The organism is Candidimonas humi, from assembly GCF_019166065.1.
GTDB classification, from domain to species: domain Bacteria; phylum Pseudomonadota; class Gammaproteobacteria; order Burkholderiales; family Burkholderiaceae_B; genus Candidimonas; species Candidimonas humi.
Genome location: NZ_JAHTBN010000009.1, coordinates 93,716 through 115,117, shown reverse-complemented (window position 1 = coordinate 115,117; position 21,402 = coordinate 93,716). Strand labels below are relative to the sequence as shown.

At 66.3% G+C, this 21,402-nt stretch carries 15 protein-coding genes; 9 read left to right on the top strand and 6 right to left on the bottom strand.

What is annotated here, in order from left to right; all coding sequences use genetic code 11:
- The first annotated feature begins 207 nt into the window (after positions 1-207).
- A complete protein-coding gene (lpxC, locus tag KVP10_RS17610; protein WP_217966009.1) occupies positions 208-1,131 on the top strand; it encodes a UDP-3-O-acyl-N-acetylglucosamine deacetylase in 924 nt (307 codons plus the stop codon).
- A gap of 104 nt (positions 1,132-1,235) precedes the next feature.
- Here lpxC and KVP10_RS17605 read toward each other — a convergent pair whose 3' ends face one another.
- Positions 1,236-1,604: a DciA family protein gene (locus KVP10_RS17605; protein ID WP_246600799.1), complete on the bottom strand. Its 369-nt coding sequence runs from the start codon at positions 1,602-1,604 to the stop codon at positions 1,236-1,238.
- A 147-nt stretch (positions 1,605-1,751) separates the two neighbouring features.
- Here KVP10_RS17605 and KVP10_RS17600 point away from each other — a divergent pair, with 147 nt between their 5' ends.
- Together KVP10_RS17600 and secA are read left to right on the top strand one after the other, a co-directional pair.
- Positions 1,752-2,738, top strand: coding sequence for a M23 family metallopeptidase (locus KVP10_RS17600; protein ID WP_343218762.1), 987 nt, complete (start codon positions 1,752-1,754; stop codon positions 2,736-2,738).
- Positions 2,739-2,856: 118 nt separating this feature from the next.
- Entirely contained in the window at positions 2,857-5,598 is a 2,742-nt protein-coding gene (gene secA, locus KVP10_RS17595; RefSeq protein ID WP_217966006.1) for a preprotein translocase subunit SecA, read from the top strand.
- Between the two features lie 469 nt (positions 5,599-6,067).
- On the opposite strand, the gene mgtE is transcribed toward secA, so the two are convergent.
- From mgtE to KVP10_RS17580, 3 genes are all read right to left on the bottom strand, one after another.
- Complete coding sequence (gene mgtE / locus KVP10_RS17590) at positions 6,068-7,552, bottom strand: magnesium transporter (RefSeq protein WP_217966004.1); 1,485 nt, start codon at positions 7,550-7,552, stop codon at positions 6,068-6,070.
- 17 nt (positions 7,553-7,569) lie between these two features.
- Complete coding sequence (locus KVP10_RS17585) at positions 7,570-7,914, bottom strand: acyl-CoA thioesterase (protein ID WP_217966062.1); 345 nt, start codon at positions 7,912-7,914, stop codon at positions 7,570-7,572.
- A 405-nt stretch (positions 7,915-8,319) separates the two neighbouring features.
- Positions 8,320-9,525 (bottom strand): M20 aminoacylase family protein, encoded by a 1,206-nt coding sequence (locus KVP10_RS17580; RefSeq protein WP_217966002.1) that lies wholly within the window; start codon positions 9,523-9,525, stop codon positions 8,320-8,322.
- Between the two features lie 237 nt (positions 9,526-9,762).
- Here KVP10_RS17580 and KVP10_RS17575 point away from each other — a divergent pair, with 237 nt between their 5' ends.
- A complete protein-coding gene (locus KVP10_RS17575; RefSeq protein ID WP_217966000.1) occupies positions 9,763-11,454 on the top strand; it encodes an AMP-binding protein in 1,692 nt (563 codons plus the stop codon).
- A gap of 151 nt (positions 11,455-11,605) precedes the next feature.
- On the opposite strand, the gene KVP10_RS17570 is transcribed toward KVP10_RS17575, so the two are convergent.
- Positions 11,606-12,454 (bottom strand): inositol monophosphatase family protein, encoded by an 849-nt coding sequence (locus KVP10_RS17570; RefSeq protein ID WP_217965998.1) that lies wholly within the window; start codon positions 12,452-12,454, stop codon positions 11,606-11,608.
- Between the two features lie 211 nt (positions 12,455-12,665).
- On the opposite strand from KVP10_RS17570, the gene mnmC reads away from it, so the two are divergent.
- Positions 12,666-14,528, top strand: a complete 1,863-nt coding sequence (gene mnmC / locus KVP10_RS17565) for a bifunctional tRNA (5-methylaminomethyl-2-thiouridine)(34)-methyltransferase MnmC2/FAD-dependent 5-carboxymethylaminomethyl-2-thiouridine(34) oxidoreductase MnmC1 (RefSeq protein ID WP_217965997.1) — start codon at positions 12,666-12,668, stop codon at positions 14,526-14,528.
- A gap of 106 nt (positions 14,529-14,634) precedes the next feature.
- Complete coding sequence (locus KVP10_RS17560; protein ID WP_217965996.1) at positions 14,635-16,848, top strand: glycoside hydrolase family 31 protein; 2,214 nt, start codon at positions 14,635-14,637, stop codon at positions 16,846-16,848.
- Between the two features lie 128 nt (positions 16,849-16,976).
- Here the strand turns inward: KVP10_RS17560 and KVP10_RS17555 are convergent, their stop codons facing one another.
- Complete coding sequence (locus KVP10_RS17555; protein ID WP_246600797.1) at positions 16,977-17,771, bottom strand: metallophosphoesterase; 795 nt, start codon at positions 17,769-17,771, stop codon at positions 16,977-16,979.
- Positions 17,772-18,004: 233 nt separating this feature from the next.
- Between KVP10_RS17555 and epsC the strand changes: the two genes are divergently transcribed.
- The 3 genes from epsC to KVP10_RS17540 all read left to right on the top strand — a co-directional run bounded on the left by epsC (position 18,005) and on the right by KVP10_RS17540 (position 21,238).
- Positions 18,005-18,955, top strand: coding sequence for a serine O-acetyltransferase EpsC (epsC, locus tag KVP10_RS17550; protein WP_217965993.1), 951 nt, complete (start codon positions 18,005-18,007; stop codon positions 18,953-18,955).
- 98 nt (positions 18,956-19,053) lie between these two features.
- Positions 19,054-19,980: an NAD-dependent protein deacetylase gene (locus tag KVP10_RS17545; RefSeq protein ID WP_217965992.1), complete on the top strand. Its 927-nt coding sequence runs from the start codon at positions 19,054-19,056 to the stop codon at positions 19,978-19,980.
- Positions 19,981-20,335: 355 nt separating this feature from the next.
- On the top strand, positions 20,336-21,238 hold the full coding sequence (locus KVP10_RS17540; RefSeq protein ID WP_246600795.1) for a TauD/TfdA dioxygenase family protein: 903 nt from the start codon (positions 20,336-20,338) through the stop codon (positions 21,236-21,238).
- The last annotated feature ends 164 nt before the right edge of the window (positions 21,239-21,402 follow it).

The following is a 21,402-nucleotide window of genomic DNA, read 5'->3' as shown; positions in this document are numbered from 1 at the left end:
GCGCCCGTGCCCGCCGGCGGCGCACTTCCCCATTTCCCCGGGGCGTGCGCCGCTGCGCCATGTACAAGGCATTACCGCAACAATAGAGGTGTCCGGGGTGGTATCTGGGCCTTACAACTATTACGCGGCTTGAAATCCATTCTTGTTACAATGCTTCAATCCAGTGCTCCGGCCCGCCGGGGCAGCAAAATTTTTTGACCGATCATCATGTTACGCCAACGCACCATCCAGAAGTCCATCAGTACCAAGGGTGTGGGGCTGCATTCCGGCCGTCGAGTCGAGCTCACGCTCCGGCCGGCCGAGCCCAATACCGGTATTGTGTTCCATCGCGTGGATCTGCCCGAAGTGGTCGATCTGCCCGCCCGTGCCGACGGGGTGGGCGACACCCGCATGGCCTCCGTGCTGCAGCAGGGCAAGGTGCGCGTCTCCACGGTCGAACACTTGATGTCCGCGCTCGCCGGCCTGGGCATCGACAACCTGCACGTAGACCTCACGGCCGAAGAAGTGCCCATCATGGACGGCAGCGCCGGCACCTTCGTCTATTTGCTGCGTTCGGCCGGTTTGCAGGAACAGCCTGCGGCCAAGCAGTTCATACGGGTGCTCAAGCCGGTCGAGGTGCGCGAGGGCGAAGGCAGCGACCTGAAGTGGGCGCGGCTGGAACCCTACGACGGCTTTGCCCTGTCGTTCGCCATCGATTTCCATCATCCGGCCATCGATTCCACGGCGAATTTCGCCGAAGTCGATTTCGCCAAGGATTCCTACACCAAGTCCATCGCGCGGGCCCGCACCTTCGGCTTCGTGAGCGAGGTCGAGGCCTTGCGCGCAGCCGGTCTGGCGCGTGGCGGCAGCCTGGACAACGCGATCGTCATGGACGAGTACCGGGTCCTCAATTCCGACGGCTTGCGCTATGACGACGAGTTCGTCAAGCACAAGATCCTGGACGCCATCGGCGACCTGTACCTGATCGGCAAGCCCCTGGTGGGGCGCTACGTGGCCTGCAAGTCGGGCCACAGCCTGAACAACCAGCTTGCACGCGCGCTGCTGGCGCGTAGCGACGCCTGGGAGCTGATCACCTACGAATCCACCGCCGCCGCGCCGCGCGCTTTCACGACGGAATGGAAGCTGGCCTGAGCGCGCTCTTGCGCAGATAAGGCGGCCGGCCCCGGCTGCGGCCGTCCCTGCTTTGCCCCCCGCTTGTCGATACGTGCGCCAGCGCGGCTGGACGTCAGGGCGATTCAGGGCTTGTGGTGGGCCAACAGCCGGCCGACGGCATCGGCCAGTGGCCCGGGCCGCAGCGAGGCATGCAAGGTCTCGAAGGCGTCCAGGGCCTTCTCGCCCAGGGGCTCGACATTTTTGGCCCTAGGCGGATTTGTCCCGATGTATGACAAACCCGCTTGAACCTTGACCTGCACCTGGTTAAGGTTCCATCCACCCTCGGACAGCCGCTGCGCGATCCGCGGGGCCAACTGCCGCAGCTTGGCGGCATGGGCCGCGCCGGGAACCGCCAGCGTAAGTTGCTGTCTGTCCATACGGGCCACCCGGCACACCTGCCGCAAGGCGGGAGGCAGTATTTCGCCGGCCGCCTGCTCTATGGCAAGCAGCATACGGGCGGTCGTCAGCACGCTTGCGGCGTGCTGGTCGCTACCCAACCATCCGATCGCCGAAAGATCGGCGTCGGGGGCTGTTTTTTTTCGCGATCGACGCTCGGCGGGCGTAGGCAGCATCTATAGATTTACAGAGGTATCGATACAGTGACATCCACCATTATGCACGGCCCCGCCGGCGAATCCAATTCCGCGTCCAGCCCGAACAAGCCGGCCCGCCTGTTGCGCTCGTTGGCGATGGCCACCGCGCTGGCGGCATCGGCGCTGGCCGGGGCGTGGGTCCAGTCGTATATGGACGCGCCGGCGCACGCCGATACCTTCCAGACCCAGGCGCTGAACAGCCGGCTGACGCGCGATTCGGCCCAGATGCGCGACACCCTGGCCCTGCTGGCCGGCAAGGTGGGCGAGCTGCAGGCCCGCCTCATCGCCATGACTTCCCTGAGCCGGCGCATCGCCAAGCAGGCCGGCATTGCCTATACCGACCCCGAGATCAAGGCCGGCATCGATACCGCCGCGCCGCCCATGGACGACATCGCGGGCGCCTATCCGCAGCCGGATTCGGGAGAAAGCCTCGGGCGCACGCTGGACCGGATGCAGCAGCGCATGACCGAGCAGGGCGAGCGCCTTGCCCTGCTGGATCTCGCCTTCACGCGGCGCGCCGGCATCGAGGCGCGCCTGCCCGATCTGACCCCGGTGGCCTATACGCGCCTGAGCTCGCCCTTCGGCTGGCGCGTCAATCCGGTTACCCATCGCCGTTCCCTGCACGAGGGCATGGATCTGGTGGCGCCGCGCGGCACGCCCATCTATGCGGCTTCGGGCGGCGTGGTCACCACGGCCGGGCGCGAGGCCGGCTACGGCAATATGGTGGAGATCGATCACGGCAACGGGCTGGTCACGCGCTATGCCCATGCGTCCGAGCTGGACGTCAAGGCCGGGGATCTGGTGGAAAAGGGGCAGATGATCGCCCGCGTAGGCACGAGCGGCCGATCCACCGGGCCGCACCTGCATTTCGAGGTGCGCATGGCGGGTACGCCGCTGGACCCCAAGTTGTTCCTGGCCCGGCCCGGGGTCTCGGGGCGCCTGGTGGCCGATGCCTCGGCGCATGCGCAAACCGCGGCTCCCGAGGTGCGTTAAACTGTCTTGTTTTCCCGCGGGCATCGTTTACGCCGCTGCGGGCGTTTCCGTCAACATCAACAGACAGCTTCGGGCTTTGCGCGCAGGCTAGCCGCGGCCCGGCAGCGACGACACGAGAATGGTTCCACTGTTAAAGAAACTGATAGGCAGCCGCAACGACCGCTTACTCAAGCAGTACCGCAAGCAGGTGGCGCGCATCAACGCGCTCGAACCCTCCATGGCCGCCCTGAGCAACGAGCAACTGGCTGCCAAGACGACGGAATTTCGCGAGCGCATCCAGTCCGGAGCCTCGCTCGACGATTTATTGCCGGAAGCCTTCGCGGTGGTGCGCGAGGCCAGCAAGCGGGTCTTCGGCATGCGGCACTTCGACGTCCAGATGCTCGGCGGCATAGCCCTGCACAACGGCAAGATCGCCGAAATGCGCACAGGCGAGGGCAAGACCCTGATGGCGACCCTGCCGGTGTACCTGAATGCGCTGGCCGGGCGCGGCGTGCACGTGGTCACGGTCAACGACTACCTGGCGCGGCGCGACGCCGACTGGATGGCCCGCCTGTACAACTTCCTGGGCCTGACGGTGGGCGTAGTGGTGCCGCAGCAGGAAAACGAGGAAAAGCTCGCTGCCTACCGGGCCGACATCACCTACGGGACGAACAACGAGTACGGCTTCGACTACCTGCGCGACAATATGGAATACCGCGCCGAGGACAGGCGCCAGCGCCCGCTGTCGTATGCCATCGTGGACGAGGTCGACTCCATCCTGATCGACGAGGCGCGCACTCCGCTGATCATTTCCGGCCAGGCCGAAGACAATACCGAGCTGTACGTGCGCATGAACGCCGTGCCGCCGCTGCTCACGCGCATGGCTTCCGAGCCCAAGCCGCAGGAACCCGAGCCCGAGGGCGATTTCTGGGTCGACGAGAAAGGGCAGCAGGTATACATGTCCGAGGCGGGCCACGAGAAGGCCGAGCAGATCCTGGTGCGCATCGGCGTGCTGCCCGAGGGCGAATCGCTTTACGACCCGCGCAATATCACGCTGATGCATCACCTGAACGTGGCCTTGCGCGCCCACAACCTGTATTTCCGCGACCAGCAGTACGTGGTGCAGAACGACGAGGTCGTGATCGTCGACGAATTCACGGGGCGCCTGATGGTGGGACGCCGCTGGTCCGACGGCCTGCACCAGGCGGTGGAAGCCAAGGAAGGCGTCAAGATCCAGAACGAGAACCAGACCCTGGCCTCGATCACCTTCCAGAACTACTTCCGCATGTACGACAAGCTGAGCGGCATGACCGGCACGGCGGACACGGAAGCCTACGAATTCCAGGAAATCTACACCCTGGAAACGGTCATTATCCCGACCAACCGGCCGATGATCCGCAAGGACCAGAACGACCAGGTATTCAAGACCGAAAAGGAAAAATACCAGGCCATCCTGACCGATATCCGCGATTGCCAGGAACGCGGCCAGCCGGTGCTGGTGGGCACTACCAGCATTGAGAGCTCGGAACTGCTGTCGGGCCTGCTCAAGCAGGCCAAGCTGCCGCACGAGGTGCTCAACGCCAAGCAGCACGCGCGCGAGGCCGAGATCGTGGCCGAGGCGGGCAAGCCCGGACGCATCACGATCGCCACCAATATGGCCGGCCGCGGCACCGATATCGTGCTGGGCGGCAGCGTCGACAAGCAGGTCGACCTGGTGCGTGCCGACACTTCCCTCAGCGAGGAAGAAAAGGCGGCGCGCGTCGATTCCATCAAGGCCCAGTGGGTGCCGGACAACGAACGCGTCAAGCAGGCCGGCGGCTTGCGCATCATCGGTACCGAGCGCCACGAGTCGCGGCGCATCGACAACCAGTTGCGCGGCCGTGCCGGGCGCCAGGGCGATCCGGGCTCGTCGCGCTTTTATCTGTCGCTGGACGATTCGCTGATGCGGATTTTCGCCGGCGACCGGGTGCGGGCCATCATGGAAAAGCTGCGCCTGCCCGAGGGCGAGCCGATCGAGGCGCGCATGGTGTCGCGTTCGATCGAGTCGGCGCAGCGCAAGGTCGAGGCCCGCAATTTCGATATCCGCAAGCAGCTGCTCGAATACGACGACGTTGCCAACGAGCAGCGCAAGGTGTTGTACGGGCAGCGCAACGAGGTGCTGGAATCGGCCGATATCGGCGATGTGATCCACAATTTGCGCGACGCGGCGATCACGCAGCAGTTCCGGTCTTATATCCCCGAGCAGACCATGGAAGAGCAGTGGGATGTGCCGGGCCTGCAGGTGGTGCTGGAGGCCGATTGGCAGATCGACATGCCCTTGGTCGATATGCTCGAGAAAGAGCCGAATCTTACGGACGAGGATCTGCTGGAGCGTGTGCTGGGGCAGGCGCGCAGTCTGTACGAGGCCAAGGTGGAACTGGTGGGCCGCGAGAATTGGGCACCGTTCGAGCGCTCGATGCTGCTGCAGGCGATCGATACGCATTGGCGCGGGCATTTGTCTTCGCTGGATCATTTGCGGCAGGGCATACATTTGCGCGGCTATGCGCAGCAGGATCCGAAGCAGGCGTACAAGCTGGAGGCTTTCGAGTTGTTCTCGGCGATGCTGGAGCGCATCCGCGATGATGTGATCAAGGTGCTGATGACGGTGAAGATCCAGTCGCCGGAGCAGGTCGAGACGGAGGAGCCTGCGACACAGCTGGAGAATGTGACTTATCATCATTCGGACTATGACGCGGCTTTGAGCGGCACGGATCCGGGGCTGGACGAGGCCGACGGCCGCGGGGTTCCGTTCGTGAATGCGATGCCGAAGGTGGGGCGCAATGATCCTTGCCCTTGCGGCAGCGGCAAGAAGTACAAGCACTGCCATGGGAAGTTGAGTTGATGTAGTTTTTTCTTCGCGCGTTGTGGCGCGAAGGTTTGATGGGTCTTGGGGCGCTGCCGGGAACGGTGGCGCTTTTTCTTTGGCGGGGTGGTGGGTTTTCGGGTATTTGGCGTGAGTTTGGTATTGGTGCGTCGTTGGGCTGGGTTCTTCTGGCGCGGCCTAGAACGGGGTACCTCCCTGCGGTGCGATACCCCACGCACCTCCGGGAGGTGTCCCGTTCTCTCCGCTTGGGGTGTAGACGGATGGAGGCTATTCGTCGAGGGGCAGAGGCTCTTCGCTTGTATTGTGGGCTAATGCTGGGGGTGGTTTTGGCCGTCGTTGGGCTGGGTTCTTTGGGCGCGGCCTAGAACGGGGTATCTCCCTCCGGTGCGGTACCCCACGCACCTCCGGGAGGCACCCCGTTCTCTCCGCTCGGTGTGTAGGCGGATGGAAGATTTGGGGGCTGGTGCTGGTGCCGGTGGGATTGCCGCTACAGCAGGAAGACGGTGGCCAGGCCCAGGAAGATGAAGAATCCCAGGGAGTCGGTGGCGAAGGTCAGCAGGACCGATGAGCCTACGGCGGGGTCTTTGCCGAAGCGGTCGCGCAGCAGGGGGATCATTACGCCCAGGGCGGCGCCGATCAGCATGTTGCCTATCATGGCGGCCATCATGACGGCGGCGATGGCGGACGAGCCGGAGATGACCCAGGCGAAAATGCCGGTGACGATGCTGCCGCAGGCGCCCACCATGAAGGTGACGGACAGTTCGCGCTTGATGAGCTGCCAGATGTTGGCGCCGGTGACGCGGCCTACGGCGAGGGCGCGGATGATCATGGTCATGGTCTGGTTGCCCGAGTTGCCGCCTATGCCGGCGACGATGGACATCAGGAAGGCCAGGATCACGATGTGGCTGACGGTGTCTTCGAAGCGCGAGGCGATGAAGGATGCGATGGAGGCGGTACAGAGGTTGACGAGCAGCCAGGGGGCGCGGTTGCGCAGCGCGCTGACGACAGGGGCGAAGATGTCTTCTTCCTGCAGGCCGGCGCGCGACAGGGCTTGTTCCTGGGAGTCTTCCTGGATCACGTCCACGACTTCGTTGATGGTGACCCGGCCGATCAGCCGGCCCTGGTCGTCGATGACGGGGGCGGAGACGAGGTCGTAGCGCTCGAAGGCGCCGGCCGCTTCGGCGTCTTCGTCCAGGGGGCCCAGGGTCAGGTAGTCGGTGTTCATGACTTCCGAGACGTCGCTGTCGGGCTCGCTGACCAGCAGCGTGGTCAGGGGCAACACGCCTTGCAGGCGGTCCTGGCGGTCGACCACGAAGATCTGGTCGGTGTGGTCGGGCAGTTCGTGCAGGCGCCTCAGGTAGCGCAGCACGACTTCCAGGGACACGTCTTCGCGCACCCGGACCATTTCGAAGTCCATGATGGCGCCGACGCTGCCTTCGGGGTAGCCCATGGCGGCGATGAGCTGGGCGCGTTCTTCTTCGGTCAGGCCCTTCTGGACTTCGGCCACGACGTCGGGCGGCAGGTCCGGCACCAGGTCGGCGATTTCGTCGGCATCCATGGTGCCGGTGGCGGCCACCAGGTCCTGGCGGTCCATGGATTCGATGAGCGATTCCCGCGCCCAGTCGTCGACTTCGAGCAGCACGTCGGCGGCCTGGTCGGAGGCGACCAGGCGCCACACGAGTTGCCGCTGTTCGACGGGCAGGGATTCGAGGATGAATGCGATGTCGGCGGGGTGCAGGCCCTGGATGACGGCGCGTATTTCGTTTTCGAGCTGGCGCTGCAGTGCGCCGTCGAGCAGATTGGCGCGCTCGTCGTCTTCCGCCCTGTCGGCCTTGTCGGCCAGGGCTTCCACTACCTCTTCGCGTTTGAACAGGGCCTGCAGTTTTTGCAGCGCCTGTTGTGCGTCCTCGGGGTCGAGCCTGCGGGGAATGGTGATGGGTATGGGCTCGGCGTTGGCGGGGGTTTCCTGCATCTATCTACGCGTCCTGCTCAGGCGGTGGGCAGGGGGCGACTGTGGCGCTGCGCGTCTGTGGCCACGTAGGTGAGGGTGGCTTCGGTAACTTTGACGACCTGGGCTTCCAGGCCCTGGCGTTCCGAGTAGACCTCGACGGCGACCGTGACGGAGGTGCGGCCCACTTTGACGATTTCGGCGTAGAAGCTGAGCAGGTCGCCGACGAAGACGGGCTGTTTGAAGGTAAGTGCGTTGACTGCGATGGTGGCGACGCGGCCGCCGGCCCGCCGCGCGGCGGGGATCGAGCCGGCGATGTCGAGCTGCGCCATGATCCAGCCGCCGAACACGTCGCCGTGCACGTTGGCGTCGGCGGGCATGGGCATCACGCGCAATACCGCGTGGCGATCGGGCGGGGGGAGAGGGGTGGAAGTGGCGGTGCTCAAGACGACTGCTCCGGTAAGCTCGCGGCGGCGACCCTGCGCGGGGCCGATGGGTGGGCGTGCCTGTTGGCGAGGCTATTTTACGGCAAGGATGTTACGGCAAGAATGTTACGGCGGATGCGGGCCTGTATCCCCTGTGCGGCTGGAATCGGACGAGGCGCCGGGTAGGCGGCGCAAAGGAACACGGCAAGTGGGGTGGGAGCCGGGCAGCGGGGGACAGGGCGCAGGAAAGACGCGACGGGTAAGCGCGATGGCTGGGGGCGGCAATGCGGGCCGCCGAATCGAAATGCAGTTGGCGCGAGGCGCCAGGGCGGCGGGGGCCGGCCCGGCGGGAAAACGGGGCGGGTTTCAGCGGGCGGCGGCCGCGGCCAGCCAGCGCCGTGCCAGCTCCACCCAATAGGTGGCCCCGAGCGGGATCAGTTCGTCGTTGAAGTCGTAGCTGCCGTTGTGCAGCATGCAGGGGCCCATGCCGTGGCCCGCGTCGCGGTGGTCGCCGCTGCCGTTGCCGATCCAGACGTAGCAGCCGGGTTTTTCCTTGAGCATGAAGGCGAAGTCTTCGGAGCCCATGGACGGGCGTATGTCCTGCAGCACGTTTTGTGCGCCGACGATGGATTTCAGTACTTCGGCGCTGAAGGCGGTTTCTTCGGGGTGGTTGACGGTGGCGGGATACTTGCGGTTGAAGGTGAACCCGATCTTGCAGTTCATGGCCTGGCCGCCCAGTTGCGCCACTTCGGACAGGCGGTTTTCGATGAGGTCGAGCGCCTGGTCGGAGAAGGTGCGGACGGTGCCGCGCATGACGGCGCTGTTGGGGATGACGTTGTCGGCCGAGCCGGCGTGGATCTGCGTGATGCTGAGCACGGCAGGGTCGAGCGGGTCGAGGTCGCGCGTGATGATGGTCTGGAACGACTGGGCCAATTGCACGGCGGCCATGACCGGGTCGGTGCCCAGGTGCGGCATGGCCGCGTGCGCGCCCTTGCCCTCGATTTCGACCTCGAAGGTATTGCTCGATCCCATCATCGGGCCGGGCAGCACGCCGAAGCTGCCCACGGGCATGCCGGGCCAGTTGTGCATGCCGAACACGGCTTGCATGGGAAACAGCCGGAACAGCCCGTCTTCGATCATCTTGCGCGCGCCGCTGAAGCCTTCTTCGGCCGGCTGGAAGATGACGTGGACAGTGCCGTCGAAGTCGCGGTGCTGCGCCAGGTAGCGCGCGGCGGCCAGCAGCATGGCGGTGTGGCCGTCGTGGCCGCAGGCGTGCATCTTGCCCGGGTTATGGCTGGCGTGCGCGAAGGTGTTGAGTTCCTGCATGGGCAGCGCGTCCATGTCGGCCCGCAGGCCCAGGGCGTGGCCGTTTCTGGATTTTCCGTGTATGGTTCCCACCACGCCGGTGACGCCCAGGCCGCGATGGGTTTCGATGTCCCAGGACTGCAGTTTCTCGGCCACCACGTCGGCGGTGCGCACTTCTTCGTAGGCGAGTTCGGGATGGGCATGTATGTCGCGCCGGATCGCAGTGATTTCTTCTTGCCAGGCGACGATGGATTCGACGAGCTTCATGATGGATGTCCCATAATTTATAGTAGTGTCGATGAAACTGTACGCCCTCGGGAAATTATGAACAAGTCGGCCCGGCAGGGGGTAGCGCATGCGGGCTTGTAGCCGGAACGGCGGGCGCGTTGCGCGGGCCCGGCGCGCAAGCCGCAGCGGGTGCCGGACAGCATGTGTTGCCCTACCGCGGCTCAAATGGCGCGGTTATTGTCGTGATCGAAAATCCGTAGCAGGAGCCATATATATATGGAAAATCCGGACAAACCCTGGCTCGCGCATTACCCTCAAGGGGTGCCGGCGCAAGTCGATATGGGGGATTACACCTCGCTGGCGGATCTGCTGGATCGCGCCTGCCGCAAGCACGCGCAGCGGCGGGCGCTGGCCTTGATGGGCGGCGGCCTGAGCTACGCCGAACTGGACCGCCAGGCCGACGCGGTGGCCGCCTGGATGCTGGGGCGGGGCCTTGCGCCGGGCAGCCGCGTTGCCCTGATGATGCCCAATGTGCTGCCCTATATGGCGATTCTGCTGGGCACGCTGCGCGCCGGCATGGTGGTGGTCAATGTCAATCCCTTGTACAGCGCGCGCGAGCTGGAATACCAGTTGCGCGACAGCCAGGCCAGCTTGATCTTCATACTCGAGAATTTCGCCGCCACGCTGCAGCAGGTGCCGGCCGAGGCTCGGCCCGCCGGGATAGTCCTGGTCTCGGTGGGCGATTTGCTGGGGCTGCGCGGCAGGCTTATCGACCTGGCCGTGCGCTATGTAAAACGGCAGGTGCCGGCGTACAGCCTGCCCGGCGCGCTGCGCCTGCGCGGCCTGCTGGAACAGGCGCCGCCCATGCCGGCGCAGCGCCCGCGCCCGTCCATGGACGACGTGGCTGTGTTGCAATACACGGGCGGCACCACCGGCACCCCCAAGGGCGCCATGCTCACGCACCGCAATCTGGTTGCCAATGTGCTGCAAATGCAGGCCGTGGCCCGCCCGGCGCTGGGCGATCTGTCCGGGCCGCCGCTGACCATGCTGGCCGCCCTGCCGCTGTACCATATTTTCGCCTTGACGGTCTGCGGCCTGTTCGCGATGCACGCGGGCATGTGCGGCGTGCTGGTCGTCAATCCGCGCGATCTGCGCAGCGTCATCGGCGCCTGGCGCCGCAACCCCGCGCACATCTTTCCCGCGGTCAACACCTTGTTCAATGGCCTGGCCGGCAAGGCCGAGTTCGCCACCCTGGACTTTTCGGCCTTGAAGCTGTGCCTGGGCGGCGGGGCCGCCGTGCAGAAGGCGGTGGCCGAGAAATGGCAGGGCATTACCGGCAAGCCCATTATCGAAGGCTACGGGCTGACCGAGACTTCGCCGGTCGCGCTGGTGAACCCCACCAATGCCGACACTTATTCGGGTGATATAGGCTTTCCGCTGCCTTCCACAGAAGTGCGGCTGGTCGACGAACATGACCAGCCGGTGGCCGTGGGCGAGCGCGGCGAGGTGGTGATCCGCGGGCCGCAGGTAATGAAGGGCTATTGGCGCCGCTCTGAAGACACCGCCGAGTCTTTTACCGACGACGGCTACTTCAAGACCGGCGATATCGGCATCATGAACGAGCAAGGGCGCTTCAGGCTGGTCGACCGCAAGAAAGACATGATCCTGGTATCCGGATTCAATGTCTATCCCAACGAGGTCGAGGAGGTCGCGGCTTCGCACCCCGACGTGCTGGAATGCGCCGCGGTGGGCGTACCCGACGCCCGCAGCGGCGAGGCGGTCAAGCTGTTCGTGGTGCGCCGCAACCCCGGCCTGACCGAGGATCAACTGCGCGAGTGGTGCGCCGCACGCCTGACGGGCTACAAGCGCCCGCACCTGATCGAGTTCCGCAGCGAACTGCCCAAGAGCAATGTGGGCAAGATATTGCGGCGCGCACTGCGCGACGAGGCGCAGCCGCCCGCGGCTTGAATCCGATGGCCGAGGCCCCTGCGGGCGCAGGGCAGTAGCTCCGCATCGGCAGGCCTGAAAATGGCGGCCGGGTAGCGGCGGCCTCGGGAAACTGCAGCCGAGGGCGCAACTCCGAAGCGGAGGCCCGGTCAGGGCTCCCGTGGGGTTTTCCTCAGGCCGCGGGGCCCAGATGCGGCTGGATCATGGCGTCCAGCGCCACGGCGGTTTGGGGGTTGCCGGCATATACATAGCCTTTCATCGGCCAGGGGTCCTGGTGATGCATGTCTTCAGCCACGCCGCCGGCCTCGCGCACGATGACCGTGCCGGCCGCCACGTCCCAGGGCGCCAGCCCCATTTCCCAATAGCCGTCGTAGCGGCCGCAGGCCGTCCAGGCCAAGTCCAGCGCCGCGGCGCCGAAGCGGCGCACGCCGCGTGAGCCGCGTATGGCATCCTGCAGGGTCGCCATGTACGAATCGGCGAAGGAAAAGTCGCGGAACGGCAGGCCTGTGGCCAGCACCGATTCGGACAGTTCGCGTGTCTGCGAGCATGCGATGCGCCGATCGTTGAGCCAGGCGCCGACCTGGTGCATGGCGGTGAAGATTTCCTCGCGGTTGGGGTCATAGACCACGCCGATCACCGGCTGGTCGCGCTGCAGCGGCTCTTCTTCGACCGCAGTGCCTGCGTGCGCCACCAGGGCCACCGACACCGCGTAGTGGGGAATGCCGTGCAGGAAATTGGTGGTGCCGTCCAGCGGGTCTATGTACCAGGAGGCCAGGCCCGAGGCACTGCCGCCCGATTCTTCGGCGACGATGCCGAATTCGGGCGTGCGCTCGCTCAGCAGGCTGATGATGGCCTGTTCGGCCTCGCGGTCGGCCTGCGAGACCAGGTCATTGCGGGCTTTCTTGTCGATGATCAGTTCGCTGCGGTCGTGGGCATAGGCTTGCAGCACCGCGGCCGCGGCATGGGCGGCGGTGACGGCGGCATCGAGGCATGCGCTGAGATTGAGTTGATTATGGGCCATACGGATTAAGGCAGATTTAGGGTCGGTCCGGAAAAGAACTGGTAAAAACGCCAGTGTACGCAACCGTAGTGTACGCAACATTGCAGCCGGCGTCGCAGCGCCGGCCTCGGAGCCCGGCCGCGCCGGCGCGTGGAGGCGGCAAACGGGCGCTGGACGGCGGGCATGCGGCCGCAGGATTTATGATGCGGGCTTTACAGCAAAGGCGAGCGGCATGTCCTTCGAACCCCTGGTTCCGGCCGTCCTGGCGTACGACGAGGCCGGTACGCCGGTCAGTGAGCGCTATGGCGACGTCTACCACGCCGAAATGGGGGCGCTCGCGCAGGCCGAGCATGTATTCCTGCGCGGCAACGGCTTGCCGCAGCGCTGGCGCGGGCGCGATGTTTTCACGGTATGCGAGACGGGCTTCGGGCTGGGCCAGAATTTCCTGGCCTTGTGGCGCGCCTGGCATGAGGACGGCCTGCGTCCGGCACGCCTGCATGTGGTGTCTTTCGAGGCACATCCGTTCGCGCGCGCCGATTTGCAGCGTGCGCTGCTGCCGCGGCTGCCGGCCGAACTGCAGGCCCTGGCGCGCCGGCTGATCGAGGCCTGGCCGCCCCTGCTGCCGGGCTTGCACCGGCTGGAATTCGAGGGCGGGGCCGTCACCCTGACGCTGGCCTTCGGCAAGATCGAAAAACTGGCGCGCCAGGTCGATGCGCGGGTCGACGCCTATTTCCTGGACGGGTTCGCGCCGCGCAAGAATCCCGAGATGTGGACGCCGCGCCTGTTCGGCCAGATGGTGCGCATGGCCAACCCTGGCGCCACCGCGGCGAGCTGGTGCTGCGCCGGCAGCGTGCGCCGCGACCTGGCCGCGGCCGGCTTCCTGGTGTCCCGCGTGCCGGGTTTCGGGCGCAAGCGCGAAATGATGACCGCCGTCCTGCGCCCGAACTTGTACCGGGACCGCACCCCGCTGTGCCAGCGCGTGCCGGTGCTGGTGGTGGGCGGCGGCCTGGCCGGCGCGGGCATGGCGCACGCGCTGGCGCTGCGCGGGCACGCGGTCACCGTATGCGACCCGGCTTTCGCGGCCGGCCCGGGCTCCAGCCACCGGGGGCACGCCGCGGCGGCGCTGACGCCATTGATTTCCCGTGACGACGACCCGCGCGCCCGGCTCTCGCGCGCCGGCGCGGCACGGGCGCTGCAGCGCTGGCAGCCTCTGCCGGAAGAGGCCCGGCCCTTGCGCTGCGGGACCTTCGAGCCCTGCGCCGACGCGGCGCATGCCGAGATGCGCCGGACAGCCTTGGCGGGCCTGGATTTTCCCCGGGACTGGGTCGAATGGCTGGACGCGCCCGAGGCCGGGCGGCGCGCGGGCCTGGCGCTGCCGCGCGGCGGCGTCTTCTTCCATGACGGGCAATTGCTGCGCCCGCCGCTGCTGATCGAGGCACTGCTCGATCATGCCGCGATCCGGCGCCTGCCCGTCTCCGTAGGCCGCCTGGAACCCCTGCCCGCCGGGGGCTGGCGGGCACTGGATTCTGCGGGACGGGAGCTCGGCAGGGCTCCTGTCGCCGTGCTGGCCAGTGCCATGGGCGTGCCGGCGCTGCTGCGGCAGTTGCCGCAGGCGGCACCCTTGCTGCGGCCGCGCGCCATGCATGCGGTGGCCGGACAGGTGGACTACTACGCCTTGCCGGCAGGGCTCGCGCCGCGGGTGATCCTGGCCGGCGACGGCTATTGCCTGCCCGCAGCAGGGGGCATCAACGTCGCCGGCAGTACGTATGTTCCCAATGCCTCGTCCTGCGCCGCCAGCGCCGAGGGCAGCCGCGAGATACGGGACAAGCTCGGCGTGCTGCTGGATACGTCAGGGGAGTCTCTGGCGGGGCTGCGGCACCCGGCCGGAGGCTGGGGGGGATGGAGGGCGGTGGCGGCGGGGCGCATGCCCCTGATCGGGACGGTGGCGGCCTTGCCGGGGCTGTGGCTGGCCTGCGCATATGGTTCCCGCGGCCTGACCTGGTCGGCGCTGGCGGGCGATGTCGTGGCGGCCACCCTGAACGGCGAACCTTTACCCGTAGAACGGGATTTATTGGGGGCGATTACCGTCCGCTAAAGAGGCTCTCGCGCCCGACAACGGGGCGGCGATTTTATTTTATAGCGTAAATCCGTCAAAATAACACCTTTTGATGCGCCAGGGGCTAGAGCCCGAGGATTGCACTGTGCCGCCCAAGTCCAACCTTGCTCATGTAATGCCGCTTACTTCCTTGAAATTCCTTACCGCGAAAGCGAACCGCGCCGACTTTGCGGTGGACGACCTGCAACTGCAGATCGAGGCACATGCCCCGGGGGTATATCGCCTGCGTTGCGGCGATGGCGCTTCCCTGGAAGAAAAGCCAGCGGGCAGGGGGCGGGCTCCCGCCGCCGAAGCCCTGCTCGCCAGGCCGGAAGCCGTCGGCGAACTAGCGGTCAGTTCCATGGTGCGCGAAGGCGCGCAGGGCTGGCGGCTGGAACAAGGCGACATCGCGCTGGAAATATCTCCGTCTCCCTTGCGGTTTTCCTTGTACAAGGGCGAACACTGCGTGCTGAGCAGCGAGGCCGAAGCCACGCTGGCGCGCGAGGCGGCCGATGATGCATGCCTGTGGCAACTGAGCCTGGAGCTGGATTGCGACGAAGCCCTGTGCGGCCTCGGCGAAACCGCCGGCGATCTGGATCGCCGCGGCCAGTTCCTGGTGTCGGACCTGCCCGCCATGCGCGTGTTGCCGCTGGCCTGGAGTCCGCGCGGCTGGGGCCTTTATGTGAACACCGTGGGGCGGGTCGAGCACGACCTGGCCCATGAATATCCCGATTACTACACGGTCTGTGTCCACGACCGCTTGTTCGATGTGTTCCTGTTCGTCGGCGAGCCCACCGAGATCTTCAACCAGTATTCGGCGCTGACCGGCCGGGCCGGGCAGCCGGGCTTGTGGCCTATGGGGGTCTGGCTTGAGCAGGGTCCGCAGCAGTCGCTCGACGAACTGGGCAAGGCCGCGAGCCAGTTCCGCGCCGAAGGCTGGGCACTGGATGCCGTCAGGCTGGCCGCGCCGGCCCTTTGCGGCTTCCAGGCGGACAAGCCGGTATTCGAATGGGACGCGCACCGGGTTGCCGATCCTCGCGCGCTGGTCTCGAGCCTGCAGGCCTTGAACCTGCAAATGGCTGCGCCCACTTTCCCGGGCGTGCTGGCCGGCACGCCGCTGTTCCACGAATGGGAAGACCGGGGCTGGCTGCTGATCGAGGACGACAGCGGCGAGGCCTACCGCTGCGCGGGCAACGAATATAGCGCGGGCAAGCCTTTCGGCCTGCTCGACCTGACCAACAAGGACGTCTACAAGCTGTGGTCCGAGCGCCAGCGGCAATGGGTCGACGAAGGCCTGGGCGCCCCGGTTTGCGATGCCCAGTACGACATCCCCGACGGAATCACTGCCCGCAGCGGCGAAACGGGCGCCGCCTTGCGCACGCTGTATCCGCTGCTGGCCAGGCGCGCCTTGTTCGATGCGGTGGCGGGCCACAAGACGCCGCAGGAAGGCGTCATTTTCAGCAACGACCTGTTCCCCGCCGCGCAGCGCTTTCCGTGGCAGGCGGGGCCGCGCGTCACGAACGACTGGGCCGGCCTCGAGCACACGCTGCGCACTGCGCTGTCGCTGGGCGCCAGCGGGGTGCCGGTGCAACTGCATGGCCTGGGCTCGGCGCACCATTCCGCCGCGGGCATGACGCCCGAGCTGTATGTGCGCTGGCTGGCCATGAACGTGTTCTCGGCCAATTTCGCGTTCCAGGGCGCGCCGGGGCTGCTGCCGGGCGATTTCGACGAGACCACGCGCGAGCTGGTGCGGCATTGGCTGCAATGGCGCTATCGCCTCGTGCCGTACGTGCTGGGCATCGTCGAGGATGCCGTGCGCACCGGCCTGCCGGTGCAGCGCTCCATGGCGCTGGCTTTTCCGGGCGACCCCCTGGCGCATGCCTGGGATACCCAATACCTGCTGGGGCCGGCCTTGCTCGTCGCCCCGGTGCTGCAGCCGGGCAAAGAGGTCAAGGTATACCTGCCGCACGGCGATGCATGGTGGGACTTGAATACCGGCTGGCGCTATGAAGGCGGCACCACCTGGACGGTCGAGGCCGGCCTGGATACTTTGCCGGTGTTCGGCCGGGAAGGCCACATGCTGTGCCTGGGGCCCACGGCCCAGCATACCGGCGAATTCAATTCCGCCCGCATCCTGGACGAGGTCTGGATGTTCGGCATGCCCGAGCACAGCCCGGTGGTGATGCGCAACAAGATACGCGTCATGCAGATGCAGGGGTCGAGCTACATCAAGGGCCTGGAAGGCTTGCGGATCCTGCCTTCGGAAGGGCTGGAGGTCAAGCGCCGCGGCGCCGAAGTGCGCATTTCGCGGGCCCGCTGAGCATAAGATCGGCGCGCGGCCCGGCGCGTCCGGGCTCCGGCTATGCTGATGCCGGTGCTGGTGCCAATGCCTGCCGATGCTAATGCCGATAAGGGCGTGGGGCGGGCGCAGGCCGGGGGCTCGATTCCTCAGGCGGCCACGTTCCGCTCTATGTCTATGACCAGCCCCGGATCGAAGCGGGGATTCTCGTTCACGCCGTCGCGCGCATAGCCGCGCGGATTGCATACCACCCGCGTGCCGCTTACCCGGTAGTCGAAGCTGTCATGGGTATGGCCGTGTATCCATAAGGCCACGCGATCGCGATCCATGAGGCTGCTCAGGTCCGACACGAAGCACGTGTTCAGGGGGGATTGGGCATAGCGCGGATGAACGCTGCCGGGGGCGGGCGCGTGATGCGTGACCACCACCGTGGGCAGGCCGCCAGTCTCGTCCAGCCTCTGCGCCAGCCAGTCGCGCGATTGCCGGAACAGCGCCTCCGCGTCGCCAGGCGCAAAGAGACGTCCGGCATCGTCGTCCCAGTGGATGCGGCTGAAATCGCGCAGCATCGCCTGCGCCTCGCGATGGGCCTGCTCGCGCACTTGCGCGCCGTACAGCATGAAGTCCGTCCACAGCGTGGCGCCCAGAAAGCGCACCCCGTCCAGTTCCAGCGACTCGTCGTCCAGCACATGGATGGACGTGCCGCGGCACAGCGCCTTCAGCTCGCGCAGCGTACCGCGTATCGAGCCGCCGTAGAACTCGTGGTTGCCGGCCACGTAGACCACCGGCTTGTCCAGCCCCGAGGCCCATTGCACGGCTTGCTGCGGGCGCGCAATGTCGCCGGCCAGCACCACTACGTCGGCATCGGTGCGCGGCAGCGTGAAGCCATAGACGCTCAGGTGCAGATCGGAAAGTATGTGCAGGCGCAGGGGGGCGGGGCGGTGCATGGAAGCTTCCTCGGTATGTGTCCCGCCGGTTCGGCACGTGTCGGGACGGCGGCCGGAACTGGCCGCGGCCGGGCCCTTCCATATTAGCGCCTTGCGGCCGCTCGTAGCCGGCACGGGGCGCGGCGTTAGAATGTTTGTTTCTTGTCTTGTGCCGGCGGGCGGGCGCCCGTGCTGCACAGGCTTCCCACACTGGACACGAGGGGCCCGCGAGGCGCGGCGCCCCGGAGCGATCGATGAACGGCACCATCAATTCGGCAACAGCCAACTGGAACCTGGACGCCATCGTCTCGGACCTGCGCAAGGCGCGCACTCAATGGCGCGAACCGCGCGGGCGCCTGAACCGCCATCCGGGCGGGCGCGAATTCCCTTCGCAGGAAAGCCTGCGCGAGATCATCAAGAGTCTTTCGGGCGCCTTGTTTCCCATGCGCCTGGGGCCGATAGACTTGCGCGAAGAGGTCGAAGACTTCTATGTCGGGCAGACGGTGGGCACGGCGCTCGACGCGCTGCTGCACCAGGTATGCCTGGAACTGCACTACATGCATCGCGAACAGCCGCTGCCCGCCGCGCAGATCGAACAGCAGGCAGTGGACATCGTCCGCGAGTTCGGCGCCAAGCTGCCCTCGGTGCGCCAGGCGCTGGACCTGGACGTGACCGCGGCCTACCAGGGCGATCCGGCCGCGCGCAGCGTCGACGAGGTGCTGCTGTGCTATCCGGGCGTAATCGCGGTGCTGTACCACCGCCTGGCCCATGAACTGTACCTGCTGGGCCTGCCGCTGCTGGCGCGTATCGTGGCCGAGATCGCGCATGCCGACACCGGCATCGACATCCATCCGGGCGCCACCATAGGGCGCAGCTTTTTCATCGACCACGGCACGGGCGTGGTGATCGGCGAAACCGCCATCATCGGCGACCGCGTCCGCCTCTACCAGATGGTGACGCTGGGCGCCAAGCGTTTTCCGCCGGGCGCGAACGGCGAGCTCAAGAAGGGCCTGCCGCGCCACCCGATCCTCGAAGACGATGTGGTCGTGTATGCGGGGGCGACCATCCTGGGCCGCATCACCATCGGGCGCGGATCGACCATAGGCGGCAATGTCTGGCTCACGCACGACGTGCCGCCGGACAGCAATATCACGCAGGCCGGCGCGGTCGACGTCGAGGTGCCCAACTGCGGGCTGGGCGGATAGGATGCCGCGCCCTGCGACATGCGGCTTGCTGCAAGCGCATCGGGCAGGCGCGGGACATTCGATGCGTCGGGGGCCGCCCGGCAAGCCGGCGTCATGCCATGGGCCTGGCATGCCGGCCCCACTTGCCGTTTCGTGCCTGGGAGCCTGGGCAAGTGGCTGAGCTCCCCGACCTGAAGTCCTTTGTCGACAGCCATGAAAGGCTGTTCGTGCTTACCGGCGCGGGCTGCAGCACCGATTCCGGCATCCCCGATTATCGCGATGCCGGCGGCCTGTGGAAGCGTCCGCCGCCCATGGACTTCCGCTCATTCATGGACTACCCCTTGCGCCGCGCGCGCTATTGGGCGCGCAGCATGATAGGTTGGCGCCGCTTCGGCGCGGCGCGGCCCAATGCCGCGCATTTCGGTCTGGCGGAACTGGAACGGCGCGGGCGCGTGGCGCTGCTGGTCACGCAGAACGTGGACGGCCTGCACGAGGCCGCCGGCAGCCGGCGCGTGGTCGATCTGCACGGCCGGCTGGACCAGGTGCGTTGCATGCAGTGCGGCCTGCTGCGGGACCGCGGCGCCGTGCAAGGCGAGCTGGAACAGCTCAATCCGCGCTGGCACGGCCTCGAGGCCGACGATGCGCCCGATGGCGACGCCGATCTCGAAGGCATGGATTTCTCGGACTTCGGCGTGCCGCCTTGTCCGCGCTGCGGCGGCATCCTGAAGCCCGACGTGGTGTTCTTCGGCGAGAACGTGCCGCGCACGCGTGTCGAAGAAGCCCTTTCGGGGCTGAGGCGCGCCGACGCGGTGCTGGTGGTCGGCTCGTCGCTGATGGTGTATTCGGGCTACCGCTACGTCAAGGTCGCGGCGCAGGCCGGCTTGCCTGTCGCGGCCCTCAATCTCGGGCGCACGCGCGCCGACGACATGCTGACGCTGAAGGTGGCGCAGCCATGCACGGCGGCGCTCGCGTGGCTCATGGGTCCCGGCCTGCTGCCCGGTGCAACGGGGCCGCAGGCATCCGCCGCTCTCGTGGCCCGTTCTTGACCGCGATAGCCAGAGGCTTGTTATTCCAGGCGTTTTCGGGAATGTCCGCAGACTATCCCAAGGCTTGTCCACAGAAGCTGGGGACAACTTCGGGCTCGTGCGGCGATTCGTGGCAAGGACGCTGTCCCATAGCCGGGCGGGCGAAGCTCTCTTGCAGGATGATCTCTCTGCCCGATCCCGGGGCGCGGCGCCAGGCGCGGCCGCCATATGCAAAGACCGGATAAGCAAGCACGGATATATTCGTTTGCGCTTGCGGGCTTCATTTTCATAATGGCATTCCCGGGCGGCAAATCTTTGCCGCACATGCAGTACGCCGCGCCCAGGCGCCCGTACTGGCCGATATATGGAGTCCGATATGTCCCCTCGAACTATTGCGCTGCGCCAGCCCCGGCCAGAGGCTGCTGCGCGGAATTTCACAGTACGGCCTTTCCCGGAAGGGTTCGGCGCCGAGATTCTGGGGCTGGATCTGGGGAGGGAGCTCGATCCCGCGGAGTTCACCCGTGTCCGGCGGGCCCATCTGGATCATCACGTGCTGGTATTTCGCGGCCAGCGCATCACGCCGCAGCAGCATATCGATTTCAGCCGGCGTTTCGGCAATTTGATGGTCCACGTGCTGCATCAATTCCATCTGCCCGGGCACCCGGAAATACTCACGGTCTCGAATATCCTCGATGAGGGGCGCCCCATCGGGCTGGGCGATGCCGGCAAGTATTGGCATTCCGATATTTCCTACAAAAAGATTCCCAGCCTGGGCTCGCTGCTGCACGCGCAGGAATTGCCGGCGCAGGGCGGCGACACCTTGTTTGCCGACATGCACCGCGCCTGGGACACTTTGCCTGTCCGCTTGCGCAAGATCATCGCCGGGCGTCGCGCCGTCCATTCCTATCTGGCCAAGTACGAGGATCTGCAGAAAGAGGGCAAGTGGAGGCCGGTCTTGAGCGCCCAGCAATTGGCGCAGGTGGGCGAAGTGTCCCATCCCGTGGTGCGTACGCACCCCGAAACCGGCCGCAGGGCCTTGTTCGTGAGTGAAGGCTTCACTACTCATATCGAAGGCTTGCCCGAGGCGGAGAGCCGGCAGGTACTGCAGGAGTTGTTCGACCACAGTACCCGTCCCGAGCATATCTACCGCCATCGCTGGCGCGATCACGATCTGGTGTTCTGGGACAACCGCAGCGTGATCCATCTGGCCGCGGGATGTCCGGCGCATCTCAGGCGCAAGCTGTACCGCACGACGGTGGAGGGCGACGAGCCTTTCTGACCGGCGCCGCGGCCGCAGGCGTTTCCCGGCAGTTTGTCCCATGTCTCCGGTTTGCGGAGCCAGGCGTAGCTTTGCCCGGCGGCTGGAGATCGCGCCCCGCCCATGCCGTGGCGCTACCCGATATGGCAGTAAAAACGCAGGAGCTTTTTTGATGAGTTTCAACA